This is a genomic window from Limnobacter sp. UBA3528 (assembly GCF_002377005.1).
Taxonomy (GTDB): Bacteria; Pseudomonadota; Gammaproteobacteria; order Burkholderiales; family Burkholderiaceae_B; genus Limnobacter.
Map to the genome: position 1 here is coordinate 1 of NZ_DFOZ01000034.1, position 23,537 is coordinate 23,537.

At 51.9% G+C, this 23,537-nt stretch carries 22 protein-coding genes; 11 read left to right on the forward strand and 11 right to left on the reverse strand.

Annotated elements, in window-relative coordinates:
• Positions 1 to 79: 79 nt before the first annotated feature.
• Entirely contained in the window at positions 80 to 2,311 is a 2,232-nt protein-coding gene (locus B4N58_RS10555; protein ID WP_291748992.1) for a UvrD-helicase domain-containing protein, read from the reverse strand.
• 164 nt (positions 2,312 to 2,475) lie between these two features.
• Between B4N58_RS10555 and leuS the strand changes: the two genes are divergently transcribed.
• From leuS to B4N58_RS10585, 6 genes are read left to right on the forward strand one after another with little or no spacing between them, the layout of a single operon-like run.
• On the forward strand, positions 2,476 to 5,121 hold the full coding sequence (gene leuS, locus B4N58_RS10560; RefSeq protein WP_291748995.1) for a leucine--tRNA ligase: 2,646 nt from the start codon (positions 2,476 to 2,478) through the stop codon (positions 5,119 to 5,121).
• A 28-nt stretch (positions 5,122 to 5,149) separates the two neighbouring features.
• On the forward strand, positions 5,150 to 5,659 hold the full coding sequence (gene lptE / locus B4N58_RS10565; protein WP_008252410.1) for an LPS assembly lipoprotein LptE: 510 nt from the start codon (positions 5,150 to 5,152) through the stop codon (positions 5,657 to 5,659).
• Positions 5,656 to 6,696, forward strand: coding sequence for a DNA polymerase III subunit delta (gene holA / locus B4N58_RS10570; protein ID WP_008252412.1), 1,041 nt, complete (start codon positions 5,656 to 5,658; stop codon positions 6,694 to 6,696). The genes lptE and holA overlap by 4 nt, the downstream gene beginning before the upstream one ends.
• 13 nt (positions 6,697 to 6,709) lie before the next feature.
• Positions 6,710 to 7,966, forward strand: coding sequence for a glutamate-5-semialdehyde dehydrogenase (locus B4N58_RS10575; RefSeq protein ID WP_291748999.1), 1,257 nt, complete (start codon positions 6,710 to 6,712; stop codon positions 7,964 to 7,966).
• A 27-nt stretch (positions 7,967 to 7,993) separates the two neighbouring features.
• Positions 7,994 to 8,425, forward strand: a complete 432-nt coding sequence (locus B4N58_RS10580) for a CopD family protein (RefSeq protein ID WP_008252415.1) — start codon at positions 7,994 to 7,996, stop codon at positions 8,423 to 8,425.
• A 15-nt stretch (positions 8,426 to 8,440) separates the two neighbouring features.
• Positions 8,441 to 9,766, forward strand: coding sequence for a THUMP domain-containing class I SAM-dependent RNA methyltransferase (locus B4N58_RS10585; RefSeq protein WP_291749004.1), 1,326 nt, complete (start codon positions 8,441 to 8,443; stop codon positions 9,764 to 9,766).
• 1 nt (position 9,767) lies between these two features.
• On the opposite strand, the gene B4N58_RS10590 is transcribed toward B4N58_RS10585, so the two are convergent.
• Entirely contained in the window at positions 9,768 to 10,256 is a 489-nt protein-coding gene (locus B4N58_RS10590) for a glutathione peroxidase (RefSeq protein ID WP_105029632.1), read from the reverse strand.
• 57 nt (positions 10,257 to 10,313) lie between these two features.
• Complete coding sequence (locus B4N58_RS10595; protein WP_008252421.1) at positions 10,314 to 11,348, reverse strand: type IV pilus twitching motility protein PilT; 1,035 nt, start codon at positions 11,346 to 11,348, stop codon at positions 10,314 to 10,316.
• Positions 11,349 to 11,387: 39 nt separating this feature from the next.
• On the opposite strand from B4N58_RS10595, the gene B4N58_RS10600 reads away from it, so the two are divergent.
• A complete protein-coding gene (locus B4N58_RS10600) occupies positions 11,388 to 12,101 on the forward strand; it encodes a YggS family pyridoxal phosphate-dependent enzyme (RefSeq protein ID WP_291749009.1) in 714 nt (237 codons plus the stop codon).
• A 15-nt stretch (positions 12,102 to 12,116) separates the two neighbouring features.
• Positions 12,117 to 12,923 carry a pyrroline-5-carboxylate reductase gene (proC, locus tag B4N58_RS10605; RefSeq protein ID WP_291749012.1) on the forward strand — a complete coding sequence of 269 codons (807 nt, stop codon included), beginning with the start codon at positions 12,117 to 12,119 and terminating at the stop codon, positions 12,921 to 12,923.
• A gap of 6 nt (positions 12,924 to 12,929) precedes the next feature.
• On the opposite strand, the gene ubiA is transcribed toward proC, so the two are convergent.
• From ubiA to B4N58_RS10620, 3 genes are all read right to left on the reverse strand, one after another.
• A complete protein-coding gene (gene ubiA / locus B4N58_RS10610) occupies positions 12,930 to 13,793 on the reverse strand; it encodes a 4-hydroxybenzoate octaprenyltransferase (protein ID WP_291749106.1) in 864 nt (287 codons plus the stop codon).
• Positions 13,794 to 13,796: 3 nt separating this feature from the next.
• Positions 13,797 to 14,741 carry a LysR substrate-binding domain-containing protein gene (locus tag B4N58_RS10615; protein ID WP_008252690.1) on the reverse strand — a complete coding sequence of 315 codons (945 nt, stop codon included), beginning with the start codon at positions 14,739 to 14,741 and terminating at the stop codon, positions 13,797 to 13,799.
• An 81-nt stretch (positions 14,742 to 14,822) separates the two neighbouring features.
• Positions 14,823 to 16,808, reverse strand: coding sequence for an APC family permease (locus tag B4N58_RS10620; protein ID WP_008252708.1), 1,986 nt, complete (start codon positions 16,806 to 16,808; stop codon positions 14,823 to 14,825).
• Positions 16,809 to 16,941: 133 nt separating this feature from the next.
• On the opposite strand from B4N58_RS10620, the gene B4N58_RS10625 reads away from it, so the two are divergent.
• The gene (locus tag B4N58_RS10625; RefSeq protein ID WP_291749019.1) at positions 16,942 to 17,325 is read left to right on the forward strand and encodes a RidA family protein; all 384 of its coding nucleotides are present in this window, start codon (positions 16,942 to 16,944) and stop codon (positions 17,323 to 17,325) included.
• Between the two features lie 21 nt (positions 17,326 to 17,346).
• Positions 17,347 to 19,458, forward strand: coding sequence for an ATP-dependent DNA helicase RecG (recG, locus tag B4N58_RS10630; protein ID WP_008252733.1), 2,112 nt, complete (start codon positions 17,347 to 17,349; stop codon positions 19,456 to 19,458).
• 132 nt (positions 19,459 to 19,590) lie between these two features.
• On the opposite strand, the gene rplS is transcribed toward recG, so the two are convergent.
• From rplS to rpsP, 4 genes are all read right to left on the reverse strand, one after another.
• A complete protein-coding gene (rplS, locus tag B4N58_RS10635; protein ID WP_008252734.1) occupies positions 19,591 to 19,971 on the reverse strand; it encodes a 50S ribosomal protein L19 in 381 nt (126 codons plus the stop codon).
• Positions 19,972 to 20,091: 120 nt separating this feature from the next.
• On the reverse strand, positions 20,092 to 20,832 hold the full coding sequence (gene trmD, locus B4N58_RS10640; RefSeq protein WP_291749024.1) for a tRNA (guanosine(37)-N1)-methyltransferase TrmD: 741 nt from the start codon (positions 20,830 to 20,832) through the stop codon (positions 20,092 to 20,094).
• Positions 20,832 to 21,398: a ribosome maturation factor RimM gene (gene rimM / locus B4N58_RS10645; protein ID WP_291749026.1), complete on the reverse strand. Its 567-nt coding sequence runs from the start codon at positions 21,396 to 21,398 to the stop codon at positions 20,832 to 20,834. Before rimM ends, trmD begins: the two co-directional genes overlap by 1 nt.
• Positions 21,399 to 21,532: 134 nt before the next feature.
• Positions 21,533 to 21,787: a 30S ribosomal protein S16 gene (rpsP, locus tag B4N58_RS10650; protein WP_008252743.1), complete on the reverse strand. Its 255-nt coding sequence runs from the start codon at positions 21,785 to 21,787 to the stop codon at positions 21,533 to 21,535.
• A 141-nt stretch (positions 21,788 to 21,928) separates the two neighbouring features.
• Here rpsP and B4N58_RS10655 point away from each other — a divergent pair, with 141 nt between their 5' ends.
• The gene (locus B4N58_RS10655; protein WP_291749027.1) at positions 21,929 to 22,282 is read left to right on the forward strand and encodes a hypothetical protein; all 354 of its coding nucleotides are present in this window, start codon (positions 21,929 to 21,931) and stop codon (positions 22,280 to 22,282) included.
• A 239-nt stretch (positions 22,283 to 22,521) separates the two neighbouring features.
• Here the strand turns inward: B4N58_RS10655 and rfaD are convergent, their stop codons facing one another.
• Positions 22,522 to 23,532 carry an ADP-glyceromanno-heptose 6-epimerase gene (rfaD, locus tag B4N58_RS10660; protein WP_291749030.1) on the reverse strand — a complete coding sequence of 337 codons (1,011 nt, stop codon included), beginning with the start codon at positions 23,530 to 23,532 and terminating at the stop codon, positions 22,522 to 22,524.
• Positions 23,533 to 23,537 lie beyond the last annotated feature (5 nt).

Consider the following 23,537-nt stretch of genomic DNA (forward strand, 5'->3'; position numbering starts at 1 on the left):
TTTCTTGAAGGCGAGGCGATCGAAACACCGCCGCCGATTGGGCAACACAAAGCAGCGGCGCCCCTTCAGGTTCAGAACATTAGCTCCGCTCAAGCTTCGCCAAACTCAGCATTAGCCACTTCATGCCTTGGCGACCAAAGTTGATCTGAATTCTTTGGTCGTCACCTTCACCTTCGTAAGCCACCACCACACCGCTACCAAACTTGGCATGATTCACACCCGTGCCGATGTCGTAGGGTCGCTTGGCGGCTTTGTTGCTGTAACCCACGTTGAGCGTTTTATTTTGCCCCCACACTTTGGAATCAAGCGCATCCCAACCCTGGCTGGCAATGTGCGCACGTTTTGGAGTAAGCCATTTCAATACCTCTTCAGGCAACTCATCGAGAAAACGAGAACGAAGGTGGTAACGAATTTGCCCGTGCAACATTCGCTGCTGTGCATGGCTTAAAAACAGTTGTTCCCGTGCGCGGGTAATGGCCACATACATCAAGCGACGCTCTTCTTCCACGGCCTCTACGCTGGTGCCATCGCCACCCTCCACGGAATTGCCGATGCTGTTCTCATGCGGAAACAACCCTTCTTCCAAACCCGTCACAAAAACGCATTGGAACTCCAGCCCTTTGGCGGAATGCGCTGTCATCAATTGAATGGCCTCTTGACCCGCCGCCGCTGCGTTGTCACCCGCCTCAAGCGAGGCATGAGAAAGAAAATCAGCCAGCGGCGTAATCAACTTTTCTTCGTCCACCATCGTGGCCGCTGCATCTTGGTAATAACCTTCAGCAATCGCGAACGAGGCAGCCGCATTCACCAATTCTTTCAAGTTTTCAACACGGTCTTCACCATCTTTGTCGGCCTGAAAATGAGCCACCAAACCTGATTCATTGATTACCTTATCGACCAAATCGGCAAGGCTCAAGCCACGTGTTTCAAATCGCATGCGCTCGATCAAATCGGCAAATTTTTTCAAACCGGCCTGCGCCCGACCTTCCATGCGATGAATGGCACGGTACAGCGAAGTGCCCTGCGCCGTGGAAATGTCTTGCAGTTGCTCCACGCTACGTGCACCAATGCCACGCGCAGGAAAATTCACAACGCGTGAAAAAGAGTTGTCGTCGTCTGCGTTGTCCATCAAACGCAAATAAGCCAGTGCGTGCTTGATTTCAGCGCGTTCAAAAAAGCGCAAACCGCCGTACACACGATAAGGCATGCCGGCATTGAACAAGGCTTGTTCCACCACGCGGGATTGAGCGTTCGAGCGATACAGAATCGCAATATCGGATCTACCGTAACCTTCCTCAAGCACCAGTTTTTTAATTCGATCGATGATAAAAGCCGCCTCATCCTGATCGCTCGTGGCCTCATACACCCGGATTGCCTCACCCTCGCCGGCCTCGGTCCACAACTCCTTTCCCAAACGGGCTTTGTTGTGCGCAATCAGCACGTTGGCTGCTTTCAACACATTGCCAACTGAACGGTAGTTTTGCTCCAGCTTGATGCGATTCTGCACATTGAAATCATTCTCAAACTGCACCATGTTGGCCACGCGCGCACCGCGGAAGGCGTAAATGGATTGGTCATCATCGCCCACTGCAAAAATGCAGCCTTGGGGACCAGCCAGCCGCTTTAACCAGTTGTATTGCAAGCTGTTGGTGTCTTGAAACTCGTCCACCAAAATGTATTTGAAACGAGCCTGGTAATGTTCACGCAACGCCGGGTTTGCGCCCAACAGTTCGAATGAACGCAACAACAACTCGGCAAAATCAACGACCCCCTCACGCTGGCATTGGGCTTCATAGGCCTCGTACAAGCGAACCATCATGCGGTGGTATTCGTCGTGCGCCTCGACGTCTTTGGGGCGCAAACCTTGATCTTTCGCCGAACCGACGAAGTAGCTCAACTGTTTGGGCGGAAATTTTTCAGCATCAATACCCAGCACTTTGTACATCCGCTTGATCGCGGAAAGCTGGTCTTGCATGTCCAGAATCTGAAAGGCTTGCGGCAATCCGGCTTCCTTCCAGTGGGCCCGCAACATGCGATTGCACAGGCCGTGAAAAGTACCCACCCACATGCTGCGAGTGTTAATCGGCAGCATGGTTGAAATGCGGTGCAGCATTTCCTTGGCCGCCTTATTGGTGAAGGTAACCGCCAATACCCCATTGGGGCCCACCTGCCCGGTTTGAATCAACCACGCAATGCGAGCTGTGAGCACCTTGGTTTTGCCACTGCCAGCCCCTGCCAGAATCAGTGCCGATTCACGGGGCAAGGTGACGGCTGCCAGTTGTTCAGGGTTCAGGCTATCAAGTAAAGACACGGCTTCTCACATCAAAAATGGGTTTTGCTGTTGATTTTAACAGTGATTGCCCCACCTGCCTTGCCCGTAAAAAACGAAAAAGCCCGATATAATGACCGATTGGCCTGCCCCACCCGGCACGGCCCCGCCCGCATTCAAAATTCATACCCAAGTTTCCACGCACCATGCTCGACAAATACGCCGCCCAAGACATTGAAAATGCCGTTCAAGGCCAATGGAAAGAATCAGACGCCTACAGGGCTGAGGCTTTCGCCAAAGACGCAAGCGGCAAGCAAAAGCCAAAGTATTACTGCGTTTCAATGCTGCCCTACCCCAGCGGCAAGTTACACATGGGGCATGTGCGCAACTACACCATCAACGACGTCATGATTCGCCAAAAGCGCATGAAGGGTTACAACACCCTGATGCCCATGGGTTGGGACGCGTTCGGCATGCCCGCTGAAAATGCAGCCATGGCCAACGGAAAACCACCCGCGGCTTGGACGTACAGCAACATCGATTACATGAAAAAACAGATGGAATCGATGGGCCTGGCCATTGATTGGTCCAAGGAAGTGGCCACCTGCAAACCCGATTACTACAAGTGGAACCAGTGGCTGTTCCTGAAGATGCTCGAAAAAGGCATTGTTTACAAAAAAACAGGCACCGTGAATTGGGATCCAATTGACCAAACCGTGCTGGCCAATGAACAGGTGATCGACGGCAAAGGATGGCGATCCGGAGCCGTGGTCGAGAAGCGTGATATTCCCATGTACTACATGGCGATTACCGATTACGCGGATGTATTGCTCGAAGATTTGAATGGTCTTCAGTGGCCCGACCGGGTCAAAGTGATGCAGGAAAACTGGATTGGCAAATCCACCGGCGTGCGCTTTGCTTTCCCGCATGAGATCAAAAACACCGCGGGTGAATTGGTTCAAGAAGGCAAGCTGTATGTGTTCACCACACGTGCCGACACCATCATGGGTGTCACCTTTTGCGCCGTGGCGGCTGAGCATCCGCTGGCTGCGCTGGCTGCCGAAAACAATCCTGAACTTCAGGCATTCATCGCTGAATGCAAAGCTGGCGGCGTGGCCGAGGCCGACATGGCCACGATGGAAAAGAAGGGCATGCCCACTGGTTTCACCGTCACACACCCGTTAACCGGTGACAGCGTACCCGTTTGGGTGGGTAATTATGTATTGATGAGCTATGGCGATGGCGCGGTTATGGGTGTGCCCGCACACGATGAACGCGATTTCGCATTCGCTTTGAAGTACGGCATTTCGATCAAACAAGTGATCAGCGTGAAAGGCGAAGTGTTCAACAACGCTGAATGGGCTGAGTGGTATGGCGACAAAGAACGTGGTGTTTGCGTGGCCAGTGGTCCGCTGGATGGCCTGAATTACTCCGCAGCTGTCGATAAGGTGGCCGAGCTGCTTGCATCCAACAACCTAGGCGAAAAGCGTATTCAGTTCCGCCTGCGCGACTGGGGTATTTCACGCCAGCGCTACTGGGGCACCCCCATTCCCATGATTTATTGCGACACCTGCGGCGATGTGCCTGTACCAGAGGCAGACCTGCCTGTGGTGTTGCCCGAAGACCTGGTACCCGATGGCAGCGGCAACCCCTTGGCCAAAAGCGCTGCATTTTATGAATGCAAATGCCCGAAGTGCGGCAGTTTGGCGCGCCGTGAAACCGACACCATGGACACCTTCGTCGACTCCAGCTGGTATTTCACGCGTTATGTGTGCAACGACGCAAACACCATGACCGATGAACGCAGCGACTACTGGATGCCCATGGACCAGTACATCGGCGGTATTGAGCATGCCATTCTGCACCTGCTGTACAGCCGCTTCTGGACCAAGGTCATGAACGACCTGGGCCTGGTGAAATTCCGCGAACCCGCCACCGCCCTGCTGACTCAAGGCATGGTGCTGAACGACACGTATTACACTGAAGAAGCCAACGGAAAAAAAACCTGGATCAATCCGGCCGATGTCTCGGTTGAGTTTGACGACAAAGGTCGCCCGGTCTCGGCAAAACTCAGCAACAGTGGTGCACCAGTGCACATTGGTGGCGTTGAAAAAATGTCGAAGTCCAAAAACAACGGCATCGACCCACAGGCCCTGATCGACCAGTACGGCGCCGACACAGCGCGCTTGTTCACCATGTTTGCTGCACCACCCGAGCAAAGCCTGGAGTGGAGCGACTCTGGCGTGGAAGGCGCACACCGCTTCCTGAAACGCCTTTACCAACTGGCTTTGAATCAGCAAGAAGCCATCAAGGCCCAGCCCGCTCTGAACGCCACAGAATTGGGCAAAGCGGCGCAGAATACCCGCCGCGATGTGCATGAAATTTTGAAACAGGCCAATTTCGACTACGACCGCCACCAGTACAACACCGTGGTGTCAGCCGGTATGAAAATGCTGAACACGCTGGATGCATTCGCCAATGAGCCAAAATCACCAGCCGACCAGGCAGTACTGGTCGAAGGCCTGAGCATTTTGTTGCGCGTGCTGTACCCGATCGTGCCGCATATTACCTGCCACCTGTGGGCCAGCCTGAATTACAGTGCGGCACATGGCCAAATTCTGGATGCACCATGGCCCGAGGTGGACGAGAACGCCTTGGTGCGTTCAGAATTGACCTTGATGGTGCAAGTGAATGGAAAACTGCGAGGCAGCATTGAGGTTCCCGCCGACGCGGACAAAGCCAGCATCGAGAGCGCCGCGCTGGCCAACGAAGCAGCGCAAAAATTCATGGAAGGCAAACCCGCCAAGAAAGTGATTGTGGTGCCCGGCAAACTGGTCAATATCGTTGTTTAAGATCGACCCCAACAACAAGCGAGTCTTTATGAAACGATTTTTTCAAACCATCGCCCTACTGGCAACAACCCTGGCACTGACCGCCTGCGGCTTCCAGTTGCGTGGCCAGTACAACTTCGACTTTGAGAAAATCGAATTGCGCGGCATGGAAAATTCTGAAATGAACCGCAACATGGACTTGCAACTTCAGATTCTGAACTTGAAGGTGAACCCACCTGAAGGTGCCCCTTTGAAGTTGAATTTGATCAGCGAAGCACGAGATCGCAGTATCGTCACCTTCAGTGCAACTGGTCGCGCCCGTGAGGTACGAATTACCTATGAACTGCTTTACAGCGTGGTGGACAAAAACGGAGACTTCCTGATTGCCACCAGCCAACTGAGCCAACGCCGGGAACTGACTTACACCGACGATCAAATTTTGGGCAAGGAAGCCGAGGAAAACCAGCTGTACACTGAAATGCAACGTGACATTGCACGCCAGATTACCGGGCGGCTTAGCGCCTTGCAGTTGGGACCAAAGGGGCAAACGGCGAAGTGAAACAGATTGCGCTTGACACCTGGTTGAACGACGGCGCAAACACCGCTTTGCCACAACTGCTGTGCGTATTTACAGATGAACCCCTGTTTGCGACCCAGGCTGCCGACCTGTACCGTCAACGACTGAAAAAACAAACCGATTACCAGCGACATATTGTTGAAGTGGATCGGCAATTTGACCCACAGGAGTTTTTATCGCTGTTTGCTGAAGCCTCCCTGTTTGGCGATGTTTCGCTGGTTGATTTGCGAATTAATCAACCCAAACTCAGCAAGGAAGCTGCGGAAGCCTTGGGCAAAGCAGCGCAGTGGATCGCTGCCGGTGACACCGGGCATTACCTGCTGGTGAGCGCTCCCAAACTGAATAAAACCCAGGAAAAAAGTGCCGGTTTTGCTGATTTGCTGGCAAAAGGATGCGAGATAGCCTGTCGCCCGGTGGGTGCAGACACCCTGCCCGGCTGGATCGCGCAAGCCGCAAAACGCAAAGGTGTGCAACTGGACCGGGAAACCTGCAGTTGGTTGGCCGAGAAAACCGAGGGCAACCTGCTGGTGGCACACCAAACCATAGAAAAGCTGGCGCTTGAGCACCAAGGAGCTGTGGCCATTGAACAGGTGCAAGGCATGGTTGCCAATTCTGCACGCTTTAACGTGTTCGACCTTGGTGGCAGCTTGCTGGCCGGGGACGCCAAGCGAATTACCCGAATGATGGAGGGACTGGAAGCCGAAGGCGAAGCCCCCACTTTGGTACTTTGGGCCTTGCAAGAAGAAATTCGTGCCATTCGCGACACACAGCAAGCCATGCGGCGCGGAATGTCTTTGTCGGATGCCTGCCGACAAAATAGAATTTGGGGACAGCGGCAAAATCACATTGCAGCCGCCCTGAAACGCCACAACCCTGGCAGCCTTCAAAAACTGACCGCTTGGTGTTATGCCGCCGAAAAAACCATCAAAGGCATGAAACAGGGCAACCCCTGGACCCTGTTTGAGATTATAGGCCTAGGCGTGGCGGGCATTGAACCGCCCGAACTTTGGAACACCTGAAAGAGCAAGTAACATGAGTATCGAACAACAAATTCTGGCCATCGGCAAAAAGGCCCGCGCAGCCGCTGTTTACATGGCCAAAGCCAACACGCACGCCAAAAATACTGCGCTGCTTGAAACAGCCAAGCTGATTCGGGCCAACAAAGCTGCGTTAACCAAGGCAAATCAAGCCGACATGGCTCAGGCTCAATCGAATGGCCTGGACGCCGCGTTGCTGGATCGTTTGGCTTTGAGTGACAAGGCCATCGAAACCATGGCCGAAGGCCTGGAACAAATTGCCCAGCTGCCTGACCCGATCGGCGAGATGACTGACTTCAAGAACCGCCCCTCCGGCATTCAAGTGGGAAAAATGCGCGTGCCGCTGGGCGTTATTGGAATTATTTATGAAAGTCGCCCGAACGTGACCGTGGATGCGGCTGGCCTGTGCATCAAATCAGGCAACAGCACCATTTTGCGCGGCGGCTCTGAGGCATTCCGGTGCAACCAGGCCTTGGCCGCAATCGTTGCCCAAGGTTTGGAAGCAGCGGGCCTGCCAGCGGATGCTGTGCAGGTTATTGACACCACCGACCGCGCTGCTGTGGGTACATTGATCACCATGACCGAGTACGTAGACGTGATTGTTCCCCGTGGAGGCAAAGGTCTGATTGAGCGTATTTCCCGCGATGCCAAAGTGCCTGTGATCAAGCACCTCGACGGCATTTGCCATGTATTCATTGATGAGTCTGCAAACCTCACACATGCAGTCAATATTGCAGAGAACGCGAAAACCCATCGCTACGGCACCTGCAACACCATGGAAACCCTGCTGGTTCACACCCATGTGGCCAAGCCAGCGTTGGCGGAACTTGCGCAGCGTTATGCAGCCAAAGGTGTTGAGCTGCGTGGCTGCAAACGCACCATGGCACTGTTGCCCAGCGTGAAAGCGGCTTCTGAGGAAGACTGGAGCACTGAATATTTGGCGCCCATTTTGTCGATCAAGGTGGTCGACAGTCTTGATGAAGCCATTGCGCACATCAACCACTATGGCTCGCATCACACCGACAGCATCGTGACTGAAAACCACGGCCACGCCATGCGCTTCATTCGTGAAGTGGATTCAGCCTCCGTCATGGTGAATGCCTCTACTCGTTTCGCAGACGGGTTCGAGTATGGCCTGGGTGCTGAAATCGGTATTTCAACCGACAAAATTCATGCGCGTGGCCCGGTAGGCCTTGAAGGCCTGACCAGCCAAAAGTACGTGGTGTTTGGCCACGGTGAAACAAGAAACTGATTGATTCAAAACTAACTGGAGCAGTACATGGACGGTTACCTTTGGGTGAAAGCCTTTCACATTTTGTTTGTCGCTTCCTGGTTCGCAGGTTTGTTTTACCTGCCCAGAATTTTCGTGAACATGGCCATGGAAACAGAGCCCGCCGCCACAGCACGCCTGCTGCAAATGGCGAAAAAGCTTTACAAGTTCATGACCCTTTTGGCGATTCCTGCCTTGTTACTTGGTTTTGCGCTGGTGGGGGTCTACCAAATTGGCGTGGGTGGACAAAGCGGCTGGCTACACGCGAAAATTTTCGTTGTTTTCGCGATTGCCGGTTACCACTACAGTTGTGGCCGCATTCTTCGCAAATTTGAAGCAGGCCAAAATACCCGCAGTCACACCTATTTCCGATGGTTCAATGAAGTACCTGTGGTACTCATGGCCATTGCCATCATTCTGGTGGTTGTTAAACCTTTCTAATTTTTAAAGTAATTCATGCCCTATTCAAACCCGAATCATTCCAAGCCGAACAACGCCGGCAAACCCGCCGGTCAGCAACACAACTCCACCAAACAGAGTGTGTTCAACTGCTTTGCAAGCTGCCCGCGTGGTCTGGAAGAAATTCTGGTCGCTGAACTGGAAAGCATGGGTGCTCAAAAAACCCGCGCAGTCACTGGTGGTTGTACATTCGAGGCCAGCTGGCGCCAAGCCACCCGCATGACCTACTGGACACGGTTTGCAGGCCGCATCGGGCTTGAACTGGCACGAGGAGAGTGCACCAGCGAAGATGAGTTCTATCACATTGCCAAATCTGTTGATTGGCACAACTGGTTCAAGCTTTCCAACACCTTCCGCGTGGATTTGAACAACCTGGGTGCTGACATTCAAAGTGTTCGCTTCACCCAACTTCGCTTGAAAGATGCGGTGTGCGATGCATTTCTCGAACGTTTCGATGAACGTCCGAATGTCAGCGTTGAAGCACCCGATGTACGAATTTTCGCAGCCATTAACCCCACTGAAGCCATGGTGTACATCGATCTGGCTGGTGAGAACCTATTCAAGCGCGGCTGGCGCGAAGAAGCTGGCGTGGCTCCCTTGAAAGAAAACCTGGCTGCCGGTTTGTGGCACATTGCGCGCCAAAGCGAAGCTGGCAAAAATGCCGATGTGTTTCTGGATCCATTTTGCGGCAGTGGTACTTTGGTGATCGAATCACTTTCCCAGCTGTGCGATCGTGCCCCGGGCCTGGAGCGGGCATTTGCTTTTGAAAACCTGAAACCCTTCACCCCCGAGTGGGGCAAAGAACTTCAAGAAGACGCCAATCGCCGCTTCAATGCAGGATTGGACAAAGCGCTCACCACACCTTATTTCCAATGGTACGCCAGCGATATCACTGAACTGTTGATTGACATTGCCCAGGAAAATCTGGCACGTGCCGGTTTCGAAGAACTCTTGGACGCGGGTATTGTTCAGTTCGCGCAGCGCGATGCCCTCACCGTAGAACCTCCGTCACCAAGCGGCATTGTGTTCAGCAATCCACCCTACGGCGAACGTGTGCGCGCCAAAGGTGCGGATGTACCCGAAGATGAAGCCTATGAGCGACTGTTCAAGGCCTACGGCGATCATCTGAAAATGAATTTTTCCGGCTGGACCGCATTTTTGTTCTCCGGCGATCTGGAAATCAAGAAAACGCTGGGACTCAGCCCCAAGCGCAAACGCCCCTTGTTCAACGGACCCATTGAATGCCGCCTGTTTGAAATTCCGTTGACCCGTGGGGTGTATCGACCACGGGCAACCACGGAACAACCGCCAGAAGAAAGCTAAATCACTCTGCCAACAGCTTGGCAATGTCGGCTTTCAAATCAGCGGGCTTGGTGGTGGGGGCGTAGCGGTCGTAAACCTCACCATTCTTGCGCACCAAAAATTTTGTGAAATTCCACTTGATGGCCTCGGTGCCTAAAATGCCTTTGGCCTGAGAAGTCAGGTACTTGAACAAGGGGTGTGCATCGCTGCCTTTCACATCCACCTTCTCTGCCATCAAAAAATCAACGCCGTAATTTTTTTGGCAAAAACTGGCAATCACCTCTTCAGTACCGGGCTCCTGTCCACCAAACTGATTGCAGGGAAAACCGATAATCACCAAACCCTTCTGGCCCAATTCCTTGTGCAATTCCTGCAAGCCTTCGTACTGCGGGGTAAAGCCACACTTGCTGGCTGTGTTCACAATCAACAGCACCTTGCCCTGAAAATCAGCCAGGCTCAGCGGCTTACCGTCTAGGGTTTTGCTTGAAAACTCGTACACATTGCTTGCCATGGGAATTGCCTTTCAAGTGTTGATTGAAAAGCAAGTTTACCTGTAAACCCCAAAGGCTTAAGGTTGGTTGGATCCCGAAATAACGCTCATCGCCACTTCTCGAGTAATCTTTCCAGTCATCAAAAGCCGTTGTACCGCCTGCTCCATGGTCTGCATCCCGTGCTGCGAACCCGTTTGAATTGACGACAACATTTGTGCCACCTTGCCCTCGCGAATCAGATTCCGAATCGGTGGTGTAGCCATCATGATTTCATGTGCAGCCACGCGCCCACCCCCTTGCTTTTTCAACAAGGTTTGGCAGATCACAGCACGCAACGATTCCGACAACATGGCGCGCACCATACTTTTATCGGTCGATGGAAATGCATCAATAATGCGATCGATGGTTTTTGGGGCAGAAGAAGTGTGCAAAGTGGCAAACACCAAGTGCCCGGTTTCAGCGGCGGTCAATGCCAATTGAATTGTTTCAAGATCACGCATTTCCCCCACCAGAATCACGTCCGGATCCTCTCGCAGGGCGGAGCGCAAAGCGGCACCAAATGAATGGGTGTGTTCACCCAACTCGCGTTGGTTTATCACACAGTTCATCGGCGTGTGTGTAAACTCAATCGGATCTTCAATGGTCAAAATATGCGCCTTTTGGTTGCGGTTTACATCGTCAACCATTGCAGCCAAAGTGGTGCTTTTGCCCGAGCCGGTGGGGCCGGTAACCAGAACCAGTCCATTGGGTTCACGCGCAATTTGACGAAACACGGCGGGTGCCTCAAGCTCTTCCAGCGTTTTTACACGGCTGGGTACCACGCGAAATGCTGCCGCTGCTCCCCTGCACTGCATAAACGCATTCACACGAAACCGTGAAAGTCCTTCGATCGAAAAACTGTAATCACATTCATGCGACTGCTCCCAGCCTTGCCATTGCGCCTCTGTCATTGATCCCTGAATCAATCGGTAAATCTCGCGATGCCCCAAAACAGAGTCGCTTAATCTGCGCATTTCACCATTCACACGAATCATCGGCGGCATGTCTGCCGACAAATGCAAATCCGATGCATGTTCCTCCACAGCCCAGGTCAACAATTCGGTCAGTGTCATGTGGCTATAATCTCCTTTTAAGCATTGAATTGATGCAACATGAGCCGAGCCACACAATTGGCTGACATTCAAAGCCGGATTGAAAACGCATGCAGCAAAGCTGGTCGACCCGGTTCGGCTGTGAAGCTGCTGGCGGTCAGTAAAACTTTTCCCTTGAGTGACATCCTTGAGTTTTACAACTGTGGACAAACCGCTTTTGGTGAAAATTACCTGCAGGAAGCCTTAGATAAAATCACCCAGCTGGCTGATCACCCCAATGCGCAAACAATCAATGCCAACCTTGAATGGCATTTCATTGGCCCCATTCAAAGCAACAAAACAAAACCGATTGCGGAAAATTTTTCATGGGTGCACAGCGTTGATCGCTTGAAAATTGCACAAAGATTGTCGGATCAACGACCAGACAAGCTGGGACCGCTGAATGTGCTGGTGCAAATCAACACCTCCGGCGAAGACAGTAAATCGGGAGTCAATGCAGAACAGGCCGCCGATTTGTGCCTACAAATTCAAAGTCTGAAAAATATTGCACTGCGCGGCCTGATGACCATTCCCAGCAACACAGACAACGTGGATCAATTGAAAGCCGAATTCTTAAAGTGCAAGTTGATCTTCGATTCAATCAACTCCAAAGGTTTGCGCATGGACACGCTTTCAATGGGTATGTCTGCAGACCTGGAACTGGCGATTGAATGCGGCTCAAGCTGCGTGCGCGTGGGCTCAGCCTTGTTCGGTGCACGCAACTATTCGAAATAAATATACGGAATCACTATGCAGAACACTCTATTCATTGGCGGCGGCAATATGGCTTTCGCCATTCTTGGCGGATTAATTGGCAGCGGCGTATCGGCCAGCACATTTCATGTGGTGGATCCCAGCCCTGAGGCAGCAGCAAAAATGTCCACTTTGAACATTCAATGCACCACCGACTGGCCAAGCGATTTCACCCCGGAAATCGTGGTGCTTGCGGTAAAACCCCAAATGATGCAAAGCGTACTGAATAATCAGGCTGCCCATTTGAGCAGGGCGCTGATAATCAGCATTGCCGCAGGTGTCAGCGTGGCTCAAATACAGAACTGGAGCCAACAGGGTAATGCACGCGTGGTGCGCTGCATGCCCAATACACCCGCCTTGGTATCGCAGGGTATCTCTGGACTGTTTTTCACCTCGAATTGTTCCGTCGAAGATCGCAACATCGCCCAGCAAATTTTCAGCAGTTGCGGCGAAGTACTGATATTAAACGAGGAAGATGAAATCAACGCAGTCACAGCCATTTCAGGCAGTGGTCCTGGCTATGTGTTTTTTCTGATGGAAGCATTGGCAGAGGCTGCGAAAAACCTGGGATTCAATGAATCACAAGCCAACCTGTTGGTGAGCCAGACCTTTTTGGGCGCAGCCACGCTGGCCAAGCAGTCGGATGATTCATTTGCCACCCTGCGAGAGAAGGTCACCAGCAAAGGAGGCACCACCTTTGCCGGCCTGGAACAGTTGCGCGCACTCGGCGTTCAAGACGCCATTAACAGCGCAGCCAAGGCGGCGTGTACACGTGCGGTTGAGCTACAAAAAGGTGCCAAGTAAACGCCCTTAAAGATACTGAAAGACCAAACCCGCAAACAGCGCGGCCCCAAGCCAATTGTTGTGAAGAAAAGCCTTGAAACACAGAGCGCGGTCGCGATTGCGGATCAACGTGAAGTGGTACACCGCAATGCCCACCGCGCACACCCAACCCAACCAAAAAGCAGGGCCAAAGGCTTGTGAGCGGGCAACCCAAGCCCAAATTGATAAGCTAACTGCGTAACACACTACAATTCCCGCCACATCATATCGGCCCAAAGTAATTGCAGCGGTTTTAATATTCAGTTTTAAATCATCCGGTTTGTCGACCAAGGCATATTCAGTGTCGTAAGCCACCGTCCAAAATACATTGGCTGCAAATACAAGCCAGGCATGCAAGGGCACACTGCCCTGCACTGCTACAAAAGCCATCGGAATTGAGAAACCAAAAGCAATGCCAAGATAGGCCTGGGGCATCGGGAAAAACCGCTTGGTGAACGGGTAGCTGCCTGCCAAAAAAGCAGCAGGGATACTCATCAAAATAACCGGCCACCCCAAAGGCAAGGTAATCAACAAAGCCAAAATCGCCAAGCCAGCCGCCAGCAATAGGGCTTCCTTTTCACCAATTCGGCCACTGGTCAAGGGTCTGTTGCGGGTTCGCTCGACATGCAAATCAATATCGCGATCCGCGTAATCATTGATCGCGCAGCCTGCAGACCTCATCAATACGACGCCAGCGACAAATATCAAAAGCACATGCCAAGGCGGCATGCCCTCGGCCGCCATCCACAAACCCCACAGGGTCGGCCACATCAACAGCAAAATTCCGATAGGTTTATCCAGGCGCAATAGCAGGTAATAATCTCGCAGACGCGCCTTGTTCAGAACGAGCATCACTTAACGCACCATTTGCGGCGCATCCAGAAACTCAACACCGTTCAGGTCGCATTCCATGATTGCATCGCGCAAGGCCTCCAAGGCCTCACGCCGTCCAAAACTTTTGCGCCATACCAGCGCAACTGTGCGACGCGTGTCATCGTCGGCCAAAGGAATGTAAGTCAACAAACTTTCTTTGGGAACGGGATTGGGTACAGAACTGGACGGTAGCACGGTGATTCCCACACCGGAAGCAACCATATGGCGAATCGTTTCAAGCGAGCTACCCTCGAATGTACGTTGAATGCCTTCAGACGATTGCGAAAACCGGGACAGTTCGGGGCACACACCCAACACCTGGTCCCTGAAACAGTGACCAGTGCCCAGCAACAGCATATTCTCGCTGCGCAAATCATCCGAATTAATGGTTTTCTCGTGAGCCCAGCGGTGAGACTTCGGCAGGGCCACCATGAAGGGTTCGTCGTACAGAGGCTGAATCACAAAACCAGACTCATTAATTGGCAGGGCCAAAACTGCAACATCAATTTCACCTTGTTTCAATAGCTCGAGCAGGCGTACTGTGAAATTTTCCTGCAGTACCAGCGGCATCGAGGGCACGCGCTCAATCATGCTTGAAACCAGGCCTGGCAACAAATAGGGGCCAATGGTGTAAATAACACCCACACGCAGCGGACCTGCCAGCGGATCCATACCCTGCTGTGCAATGCTCTTGATTGCAGACGCCTCTTCAAGCACGCGCTGCGCCTGAACCACAATGCGCTCTCCCACTGGCGTCAATGACACCTCGTTGGAACCTCTTTCAAACAAAGACACGCTGAGCTCTTCTTCAAGCTTTTTGATGGCCACAGACAAGGTGGGCTGACTGACAAAACAGGCATCCGCAGCGCGTCCAAAATGCTTTTCCCGGGCCAGGGCGACAATGTACTTGAGTTCGGTGAGGGTCATTTAATTTTGCTATCAAAACTGCGAGTGTAATTATTATTGCAAACGCAGCCCCATCAAGCAACACATCTTTTGTTGAAAACCTTAAAGCCGCATGGGCAGAATCACCATTTGCTGGCCCGCACTGTGCAAACGGCGTTGAAGTTCCAATGCAGCCTGATTGTGCAACAACCGGGTCAGGATATTTTCATTTTCAAACACCAGTTTGCTGGTGAAGAAAATTGCATTGGGATGGTTTTCGGCCACTACTTTCGCCAGGTTCGTCAACTCTTCAACTGCGTCCGTTCCGAACGACAGGTAACTCTTGGCACGCAGTCCGTGGCTACGGCAAAAATTCACAAAGTAATTCAGGGACACTGAAGCATCTACACGCATGGCTTCCAGTGCCTCGCGACCACCATAAGCCTTGGAATCAACAGTCCGTGCGTTCATGAACACGAAATTCTGGAAGTGATTGGGAAACATACGCTGAACCCAAAGCAATGCATGTAAACCACCACCACGGCTGTTGCCCACAATAAATACCGCCGTGTTGCCTTCTGGAATCAACTCGGGCGGAGAGTGTGCGGAGCCATATTGCGCCATAGCAAATACTTCATCAATCTTCGATATTTTTTCTTTGGTTTCTCTGTAATGGTTGCGCACCCACAAGCACACCAACACCACCACAGTAGTGATCAGCATAGTGATCCAGCCACCTTGAAAAAACTGGGTAATAATTGTTCCCAACAAAATGGATGCTGAAACAACAAAACCAAGCGAGGCTGACAAAAAGCCTTTTACAAAACGTTTCTCGTGCCGGTTCTTAAGCCAATAAACGCACAGCCCCAACATGGACAGGCTAAATACAATAAACACATTGATGGAAAACAGCACCACCAACAAATCCACATTCGCGTCGCTTAGATAAATAGCCACCAAGGCCAAACCGCCCATCAGCATGATGCCGTTCTTGGTCACAAAGCGATTGGACAAGTATCGAAACTGGTGAGGCAACCATGAATCAATCGCCATGGTTGACAACACCCTTGGCCCCACAGCAAAAGCGACATGTGCAGCCAACAGCAACACCGCTGTCTCAAGCCCCAACATCACCAGCAAACCAAAAATAACGTAGGGCCAATCCCAACCAAGGTCAGTGAACACCCTTTCAAACAGCACACCATTCAAAGCCATGGTGGGTTCAATATTGACATCCCACAGCGAATACAAGGCTGCCAGACTGGCAGCAGCAAAAGCCAATGCACATGCAACATAAGCCAGCATTTTCCTGCGGTTCTCGCTGCTCTGCCTGTAACGGCTTAACTGCACCGTATCCGAAGCAGCCTCAATGCCAGTGTAGGTACCTCCACCCAGAAAAAATCCGCGCGCGAAAATTGCCAATACCGGCAGCCAGCCCAAGGTACTTAGGTCTGACTCGGTGGTTTCAATGCTGCGTTTAACTACCCCACCGATGTCCTGAAAGTGGTCGGAAAAACCCACAAGGATGAAGACCAAGTGGGTTAGCAGGAAAGCCACAAACAAATACTTGAAGGGTTTCAGGTTCAGATGACGCCCCTGAATATGAAAATTCATCAAGCCAACCATTAAGGCCATAGAGACCCACACCCGGTACTCATAAAAATACGGAGGTAAGAAGCTGAACATCAAATGGGTTGATGCGCTTATTCCCAAAGCCACCATCAGGACATAATCGACCAGCAATGCAGCACCTGCGATCAAACCCACCCTGGGGCCCAGCAAGTTGGTGGCCATGGCATAGCCGCCACCGCCTTTTGGAAAAAGCTCGGTGACGCGGAAATACGTGAGTGACACCAGGAGAATGGAAAGCGCTGTCAACAATCCCAAAAACAGCAGCAAATGGCGAGATTCGCCCAGTGCCTTGAATGATTCCTCAGGGCCAAAAGCCACGGAGGCCAAACCACAAGCCCCAACGGCAACCCATGCATATTTCTCGGAGAAAATGTCGTCGCGTTCGTCTGCCTCAAGAGAGGTTGACGCCGAGCGTGGCACAGCAGATTTTTGACCAAGCGAAGCGTTGGCCTTGCCTGACTTTTGGGTTTGACTCATGCGTACATTGCGGCGCAACAAACAAGTCGAGTATGGTATACCGTCCCCATGGGCAACACAATGCACCTCTCGGCGTTATCATTGCAACTGAAGCAGTTTAGATCCATTTACCCAATCATTTCCAAGACTCAAGATGACACAAGCCTCCGTTGTATCTACCCCCAAAGCCCCCGCAGCAATCGGCCCATATAGCCAAGCAATCAAGCTAGGTAATCTGGTGTTCACTTCGGGACAAATCGGCCTGAACCCTGCCACTGGCGACCTTGTAGGTCCGAGCACCGAGGAGCAGGCACGCCAGGCATTTTCCAACCTCAAGGCAGTGGCAGAAGAGGCAGGTGGCAGTCTGGCCAACGTTGTGAAATTCACCCTGTTTTTGACTGATCTCAGTGAATTCGCGCAAGTCAACGCGATCATGCAGGAATATGTGTCTGCACCCTTCCCGGCCCGCTCGACCGTGGGTGTGGCGAGCCTTCCCAAAGGCGCGCGCTTTGAAGTGGAAGCCATTTTGGCCCTTTAACCGCGCAGCAAAGCCAAACACTTGACAGCAGCAGCCCCCAACCACAAACCCGGCTTCGAGGAGCTGCTGCCGCTGCCGGTAAGCATTGCCGACGCCGTGGGTAGCTTATTGACGGCCCCACATTGGATGGGGTTGGCCTTGCACCTGCCCCTTCGTTTTGAAGACAAGGCCTCGATCACGGCCATGGACTCGCTTCAGCTGGGCCAGAAAGTGAACCTGCTGGCCACTGTGGTGGGTACTGAAGTGCAGTACCACCCTCGCAAACAACTGCGGGTGTGGGTCGAAGACGGCGACACTACCCTGCTGTTACGCTGGCTTCATTTTTACCCAGGCTTGCAACAAAAACTCAGCGAAGGGACCCGAATTCAGATCAACGGCCAAATCCGTCAGGGCTATGGCACGTTCGAGATGGTGCATCCCACCGTGAAAATTGCTCCCCCCGGAACTCTGGATGCATCCATCAACCCCATAGCGCCCCCAACAAACTCGAGTTCGGTGTTGGAACCTGTTTACCCCAGCACAGGTCAGTTGAAACAAAGCGACTGGCACCGCTGGATGAAGAAACTACCGGCCGCTTGCTTCATTGATACCTTGCCCACCAACCTGTGTAAAAAACACAAATTGCTGCCATGGCCTACCGCCCTTCAAACACTACACGGCCAAGCCAAACCCGAAGAACTCTATGACCTGAATTTGCGCACTCATCCTGCCTGGACACGTGTCAAAGTGGATGAATTGCTGGCCCAGCAACTTTTGTTGCGCGAGTATCGTCAACAGCGGACCCTGGAAAAAGCCAGCCCGCTAAAAGCTGAGAAAATCACAAAAACCAGCTTGGTTTGTCAATTCATGGCACAACTGCCTTTTCAGCTGACAGGAGCACAGGAACGTGCCTGCCGTGAAATTTTCGAAGACTTGGCCCACCCCTACCCAATGCAACGTTTGCTACAAGGCGACGTGGGGAGCGGTAAAACTCTTGTAGCCGCGCTGGCCTGCTTGCGCGCTATAGAAAATGGCAAACAAGCCGCAATTTTGGCACCCACCGAAGTATTGGCAGCCCAGCACCACCATAAACTTGCGCCGCTGTTCGACGCGGTAGGCGTGCGGTGTGCAAAGCTTCAAGGGGCCATGAAAAAAAGCGAAAAAGACCGAACACTGAAAGCGCTGGCTGCCGGCGAAATCGACGTGATTATTGGCACTCACGCCTTGGTTCAAGACCATGTCCAGTTCCAGTCACTGGCACTGGTTGTGGTAGATGAGCAGCACCGCTTTGGCGTTGCCCAACGCCTGTCTCTAATCGCCAAGGCAAGCGACGGGCATTTGGCCCACCAACTCATGATGAGTGCAACGCCCATTCCACGCACACTGGCTCAAACCTATTTATCAGACCTTGCGGTGTCCAGCCTGGATGAAAAACCACCGGGCCGAAAACCCATTATCACCAAGCTACTTTCCCAGAAAAAACGGGAACAACTCATTTCTGCCATTGAAGGTGAAATAAACAAAGGACAGCAAGTGTATTGGGTGTGCCCACTGATCGAAGAAAGTGAAACACTCGACCTTCAGGCAGCACAGGCCACCTATGCCGACTTGTGCGAACAACTTCCAACACGGCGCATCGGCCTGCTTCACGGCAAACAAGACAACAAACTCAAGCAAGCCACCATGGCTGCATTTTCAGCAGGTGAACTTGATTTGCTAGTGTCCACCACAGTAATTGAAGTGGGCGTAGACGTGGGCAACGCAAGTTTAATGGTCATTGACCAGGCTGAACGTTTTGGGCTGGCTCAACTTCACCAGCTTCGTGGCCGCGTAGGGCGTGGCAGCGTGCAAAGCGTTTGCGTTCTGTTGTACGGTGGCCCCTTGTCAAACACCTCCAAACTGCGCTTGAAAGCGATGCATGAAAGCGACGATGGATTTTATTTGGCTGAAAAAGATCTGGAAATTCGGGGCCCAGGTGAGTTGCTTGGCAAGCGGCAATCTGGCTTGCCCATGATGCGCTACGCCGACCCACTGGTCGACAAAGACTTGCTGGAATTGGCGAGAACATTGGCTCAACAAATGCCGCCAGAGGCGGAGAACACTCGCCGACACGTTCAACGATGGATTGAGGAAACGCCTTGGTGGTTGAGTTGAATATCGACTAAGCAAACATTGTGTAGACCAACACTCGAATTCTCGATAATCAGGTGGATATGCAAGAAAACAAAAAGCCAGTTCTCTGAGAACTGGCTTTCTGTTTTACCCAAGTGAACGACTACAAAATGCTTATTCAGCAGCTTGCTTGTTCACACGGTTGGGCAACTTTTCCTTGATACGTGCAGACTTGCCTGAACGATCGCGCAGGTAGTACAGCTTGGCGCGGCGAACATCACCACGACGCTTCACTTCGATCTTTTCGATAGACGGTGAATAAAGCTGGAATGTACGTTCTACGCCTTCGCCAGATGAAATCTTGCGAACAATGAAGGAAGAATTCAGACCGCGGTTACGACGGGCGATCACGACACCTTCATAAGCCTGCAGACGTGAACGCGTACCTTCGATTACTCGAACGCTTACGATTACAGTGTCGCCGGGGGCAAACTCGGGAATTTCTTTACCCAAGCGAGCAATTTCTTCTTGCTCAAGTTGTTGAATCAAATTCATTGATAGCTCCAAGTCATCATTCACGGGCTTTTATGGTTCAATAAATTGAACGTGCACCGCCAGAGGATGAAAACAATAAAAAGTGATTGCCTGTAAATTCAATACGAGCAATCCACCAACTTAACCCTTCTTGCCAGCCTTACTTGCCTTGTCATTTAAATCAAAAGCAAAGTTCTCCAGCAATTCGGGTCGAAAGCGTTTTGTGTAAGCTTTTGCCTGCTCAAAACGCCAGCTTTCTATTTTCGCATGATTTCCCGACAAAAGCACGTCTGGAACTGCTTTATTATCAAAAACTTCCGGGCGCGTGTAGTGCGGACAATCCAGCAAACCCGCCTCAAATGAATCCTGGGTCGCCGACAATGCATGATTCAGCACATCAGGCAGCAAACGCACCCAGGCATCGACCAAACAAGCCACAGCCAGCTCTCCACCAGACAGCACAAAGTCGCCCAAACAGTAAGTTTGGTCGACATAGTCATCGATAAAACGCTGATCTACACCCTCGTAGCGACCGCAAAGTAGAATTGCGCCCTCACCTTGATCGCTCAAAGCACGAACATTTTCTTGCTTAAGCAAAGGACCATGCGGCGTCAAAAAAACCAAAGGTGCATCGTCACCGCGCACACCACGGATCGCCGTGACACAACGCACCAAGGGTTCAGCCAGCATCACCATGCCTGGGCCACCACCATAAGGCCTGTCATCCACAGTGCGGTGCGGATCATCCGTGAAATCACGCGGGTTCCAGCAATTCAGTTCAAACAACTGCTTTTTCAAAGCCCTGCCCACGACACCCAACTCAACCAATCTCGGAAACTGGTCAGGGAAAAGGGTGATCACGTCAAAGCGAGGGCCTGACATCAGTAATCTTCCTGCCAATCCGCTTGAATTTGTTTGGCCTGCGTGTCCACATTGACAACATACGCTGCCACAAAGGGAATCAGCATTTCCTGCTCAGCGTCACTCTTGACCGACAAAATAGGATGTGCTCCATGATCAACAACCTGGGCAACGGTGCCCAATACCCTGCCCTCCAGATTGGTGACAAGACAACCAACCAAGTCGACCCAATAGTACTCACCCTCCGTAGGTGCCGGAAAGCGTGCACGTGACACGTAAACCCGACGCCCCTTGAACTGTGCTGCCAGTTCGGGCTGTTCTATGCCCTCAAGATGCGCAACAATTCGACTGGAGTGTGGTTTGCTTTGCAAAACACGAAATGGCTCGAAGACGAGGTCTTCGAATTTTGGCTGTGCCGCGCGACGAACCACCGCTCCCTCGGAAGAAGGCAACCGTGACACCCACCATTGTTTGCTTTTCAGCAACACATCGGGCTCTTCAGACGAGGGCAACACATTGATCCAGCCCTTCAGGCCGTAGGGTTCACCAATTCGCCCCAGTTCTACCAAATCGTCGGGTACATTCATGCTCGGTGTCCAAAATGGGCAAATCATAAAACCAAAAACAAAAGTCCGCGAACGTATCATCCACGGACTTTGTGTAACAACCTGCCTTTTAGCTTGCGCTTGCTCCGGAACTGACCGGAGTCAATGCAACAGTATTAAGCAGCTTGCTTGGCGTTGTATTCACCAACCAGGCGCTCTACTGTAGAAGAGCATTGTGCACCAACGCTTTTCCAGTAGGTCAGGCGATCCATGGCAATGCGCAGGCCCTCAGAACCTTCCGGTGCTACAGGGTTGTAGAAACCGATACGCTCAATAAAACGGCCATCGCGACGGTTGCGTGAATCAGCAGCCACCAGGCTATAAAATGGGCGCTTTTTAGAACCACCACGTGCGAGTCGAATGACGACCATAATTTCCTCTATTAAATTAGTGCCTGCAGAACAAACTTTGGCCACTGCAAACGAATGAATCATTGGGATTTCGACACACGAAATCCGATAACCCGCTATTATAGCCAGCGTAATCCAATCTAACAAGCAGTGTTTTAAAAAATGAATGCATCACCCCAAGAACCCTTCAAATCCAAGCTTATGTTCTGCTGGCTTGCCCTGCTCACTGGTGCAATCGGTGGTCACTGGATTTACGCGGGTAAAAAACGTTTCTGGTTCTACATGCTGACATTCCCGTTATCTGCGTTTGCAGGCTGGATTGACACCATGCGCTACGGCCTGATGAAAGACGAACAATTTAATGCCCTTTTAAACCCCGAATACCCCGCCAACACTCGACAAACCACGGGTGCAGTGGTTGTTTCCGTGGCCTTGTCGCTGGCCTTTGGAATGACTGCCTTAATGGCCACCTTGGCCATGGTGTTTCAGTGGTATTTCAGCGGGATCGTGAGTTAAACACCGCTGCGAAACCGGTTCGAGCAAAAAAAAGCCCGCTAAAAAGCGGGCTTAACAGGGCTTGAGGAGACAGAGACACTTGCTTGGTCGCACAATGCTCGCCCCTGAGGGGAGTATGCGATTCCACAAGCAGTTGGCCTACCCTTAAAACGTGGGGGAACCCCAACGGTTTACGAGCGACTCGGTTCAAGAGGCCGAATCAACCAACATTACTAAGTGTCAAAGCTCCCGCTTTAGTTTCATGGTTTCAAATATTTTTTAATCAAACGGCCTACGTAGCGCGCCACGCCTTCTTCTACGCTGTAAAAACTGCCGTGGTAGCCTGCGGCACGCAAGTTACTTAAATCAGCCTGGGTGTAGCTTTGATACTTGCCTTTCAGCGCATCCGGAAACTCAATGTATTCAATAAAACCACCTTTCACCGCGTCCTGCAGGCTTAGAACAGCACTACCCTGGCTTTCACGCAACGTATTCAAGGTGGTCAAAGCCACATCGTTGAATGTTTGGGCACGCCCTGTGCCCAGGTTATACACCCCTGCAGGTGCAGTGCTGGCATGCTCGAAGAAAAACATGTTCACCTTCACCACATCTTCAATCGAGACAAAATCTCGCTGCTGGCAGCCTGCCTCGTAACCACCGTAGGGGCCAAACAACTTCACCGAACCACCCTCACGAAACTGGTTAAAGTTGTGAAAAGCCACTGAAGCCATGCGCCCTTTGTGCTGCTCACGATCGCCGTACACATTGAAATACCGAAAGCCAAACACTGGCGCCTTCAAACCGATCTTCATTTGACGACGCAATACCTGATCGAACAAAAACTTGGAATAGCCATACACATTCAATGGTTTTTCAACCTCACGGCTTTCAACAAACTCCGTGCTTCCGCCATAAACGGCTGCAGATGAGGCGTACAGGAACGGAGTGCCCGTGCGTTGCGCCCATTCAAACAGGGTTTGGGTGTAACGGAAATTGTTGGCCATCATGTAGTTGCCATTGTGCTCCATCGTGTCGGAACAGGCCCCTTCATGAAAAATTGCGTCGAACTTACCGAACTCGCCACGCTCAATACGCGCAAGAAAATCAGTTTTATCCAGGTAGTCGGAGATTTCACAATCCACCAAGTTCAAAAACTTGTCGCCTTTGGTCAGGTTATCCACCGCCAATACGTCGGTAATGCCACGTTCGTTCAGGGCCTTTACCAAATTGCTGCCGATTAAACCAGCCGCACCCGTCACAATCACTTTCATGGTCG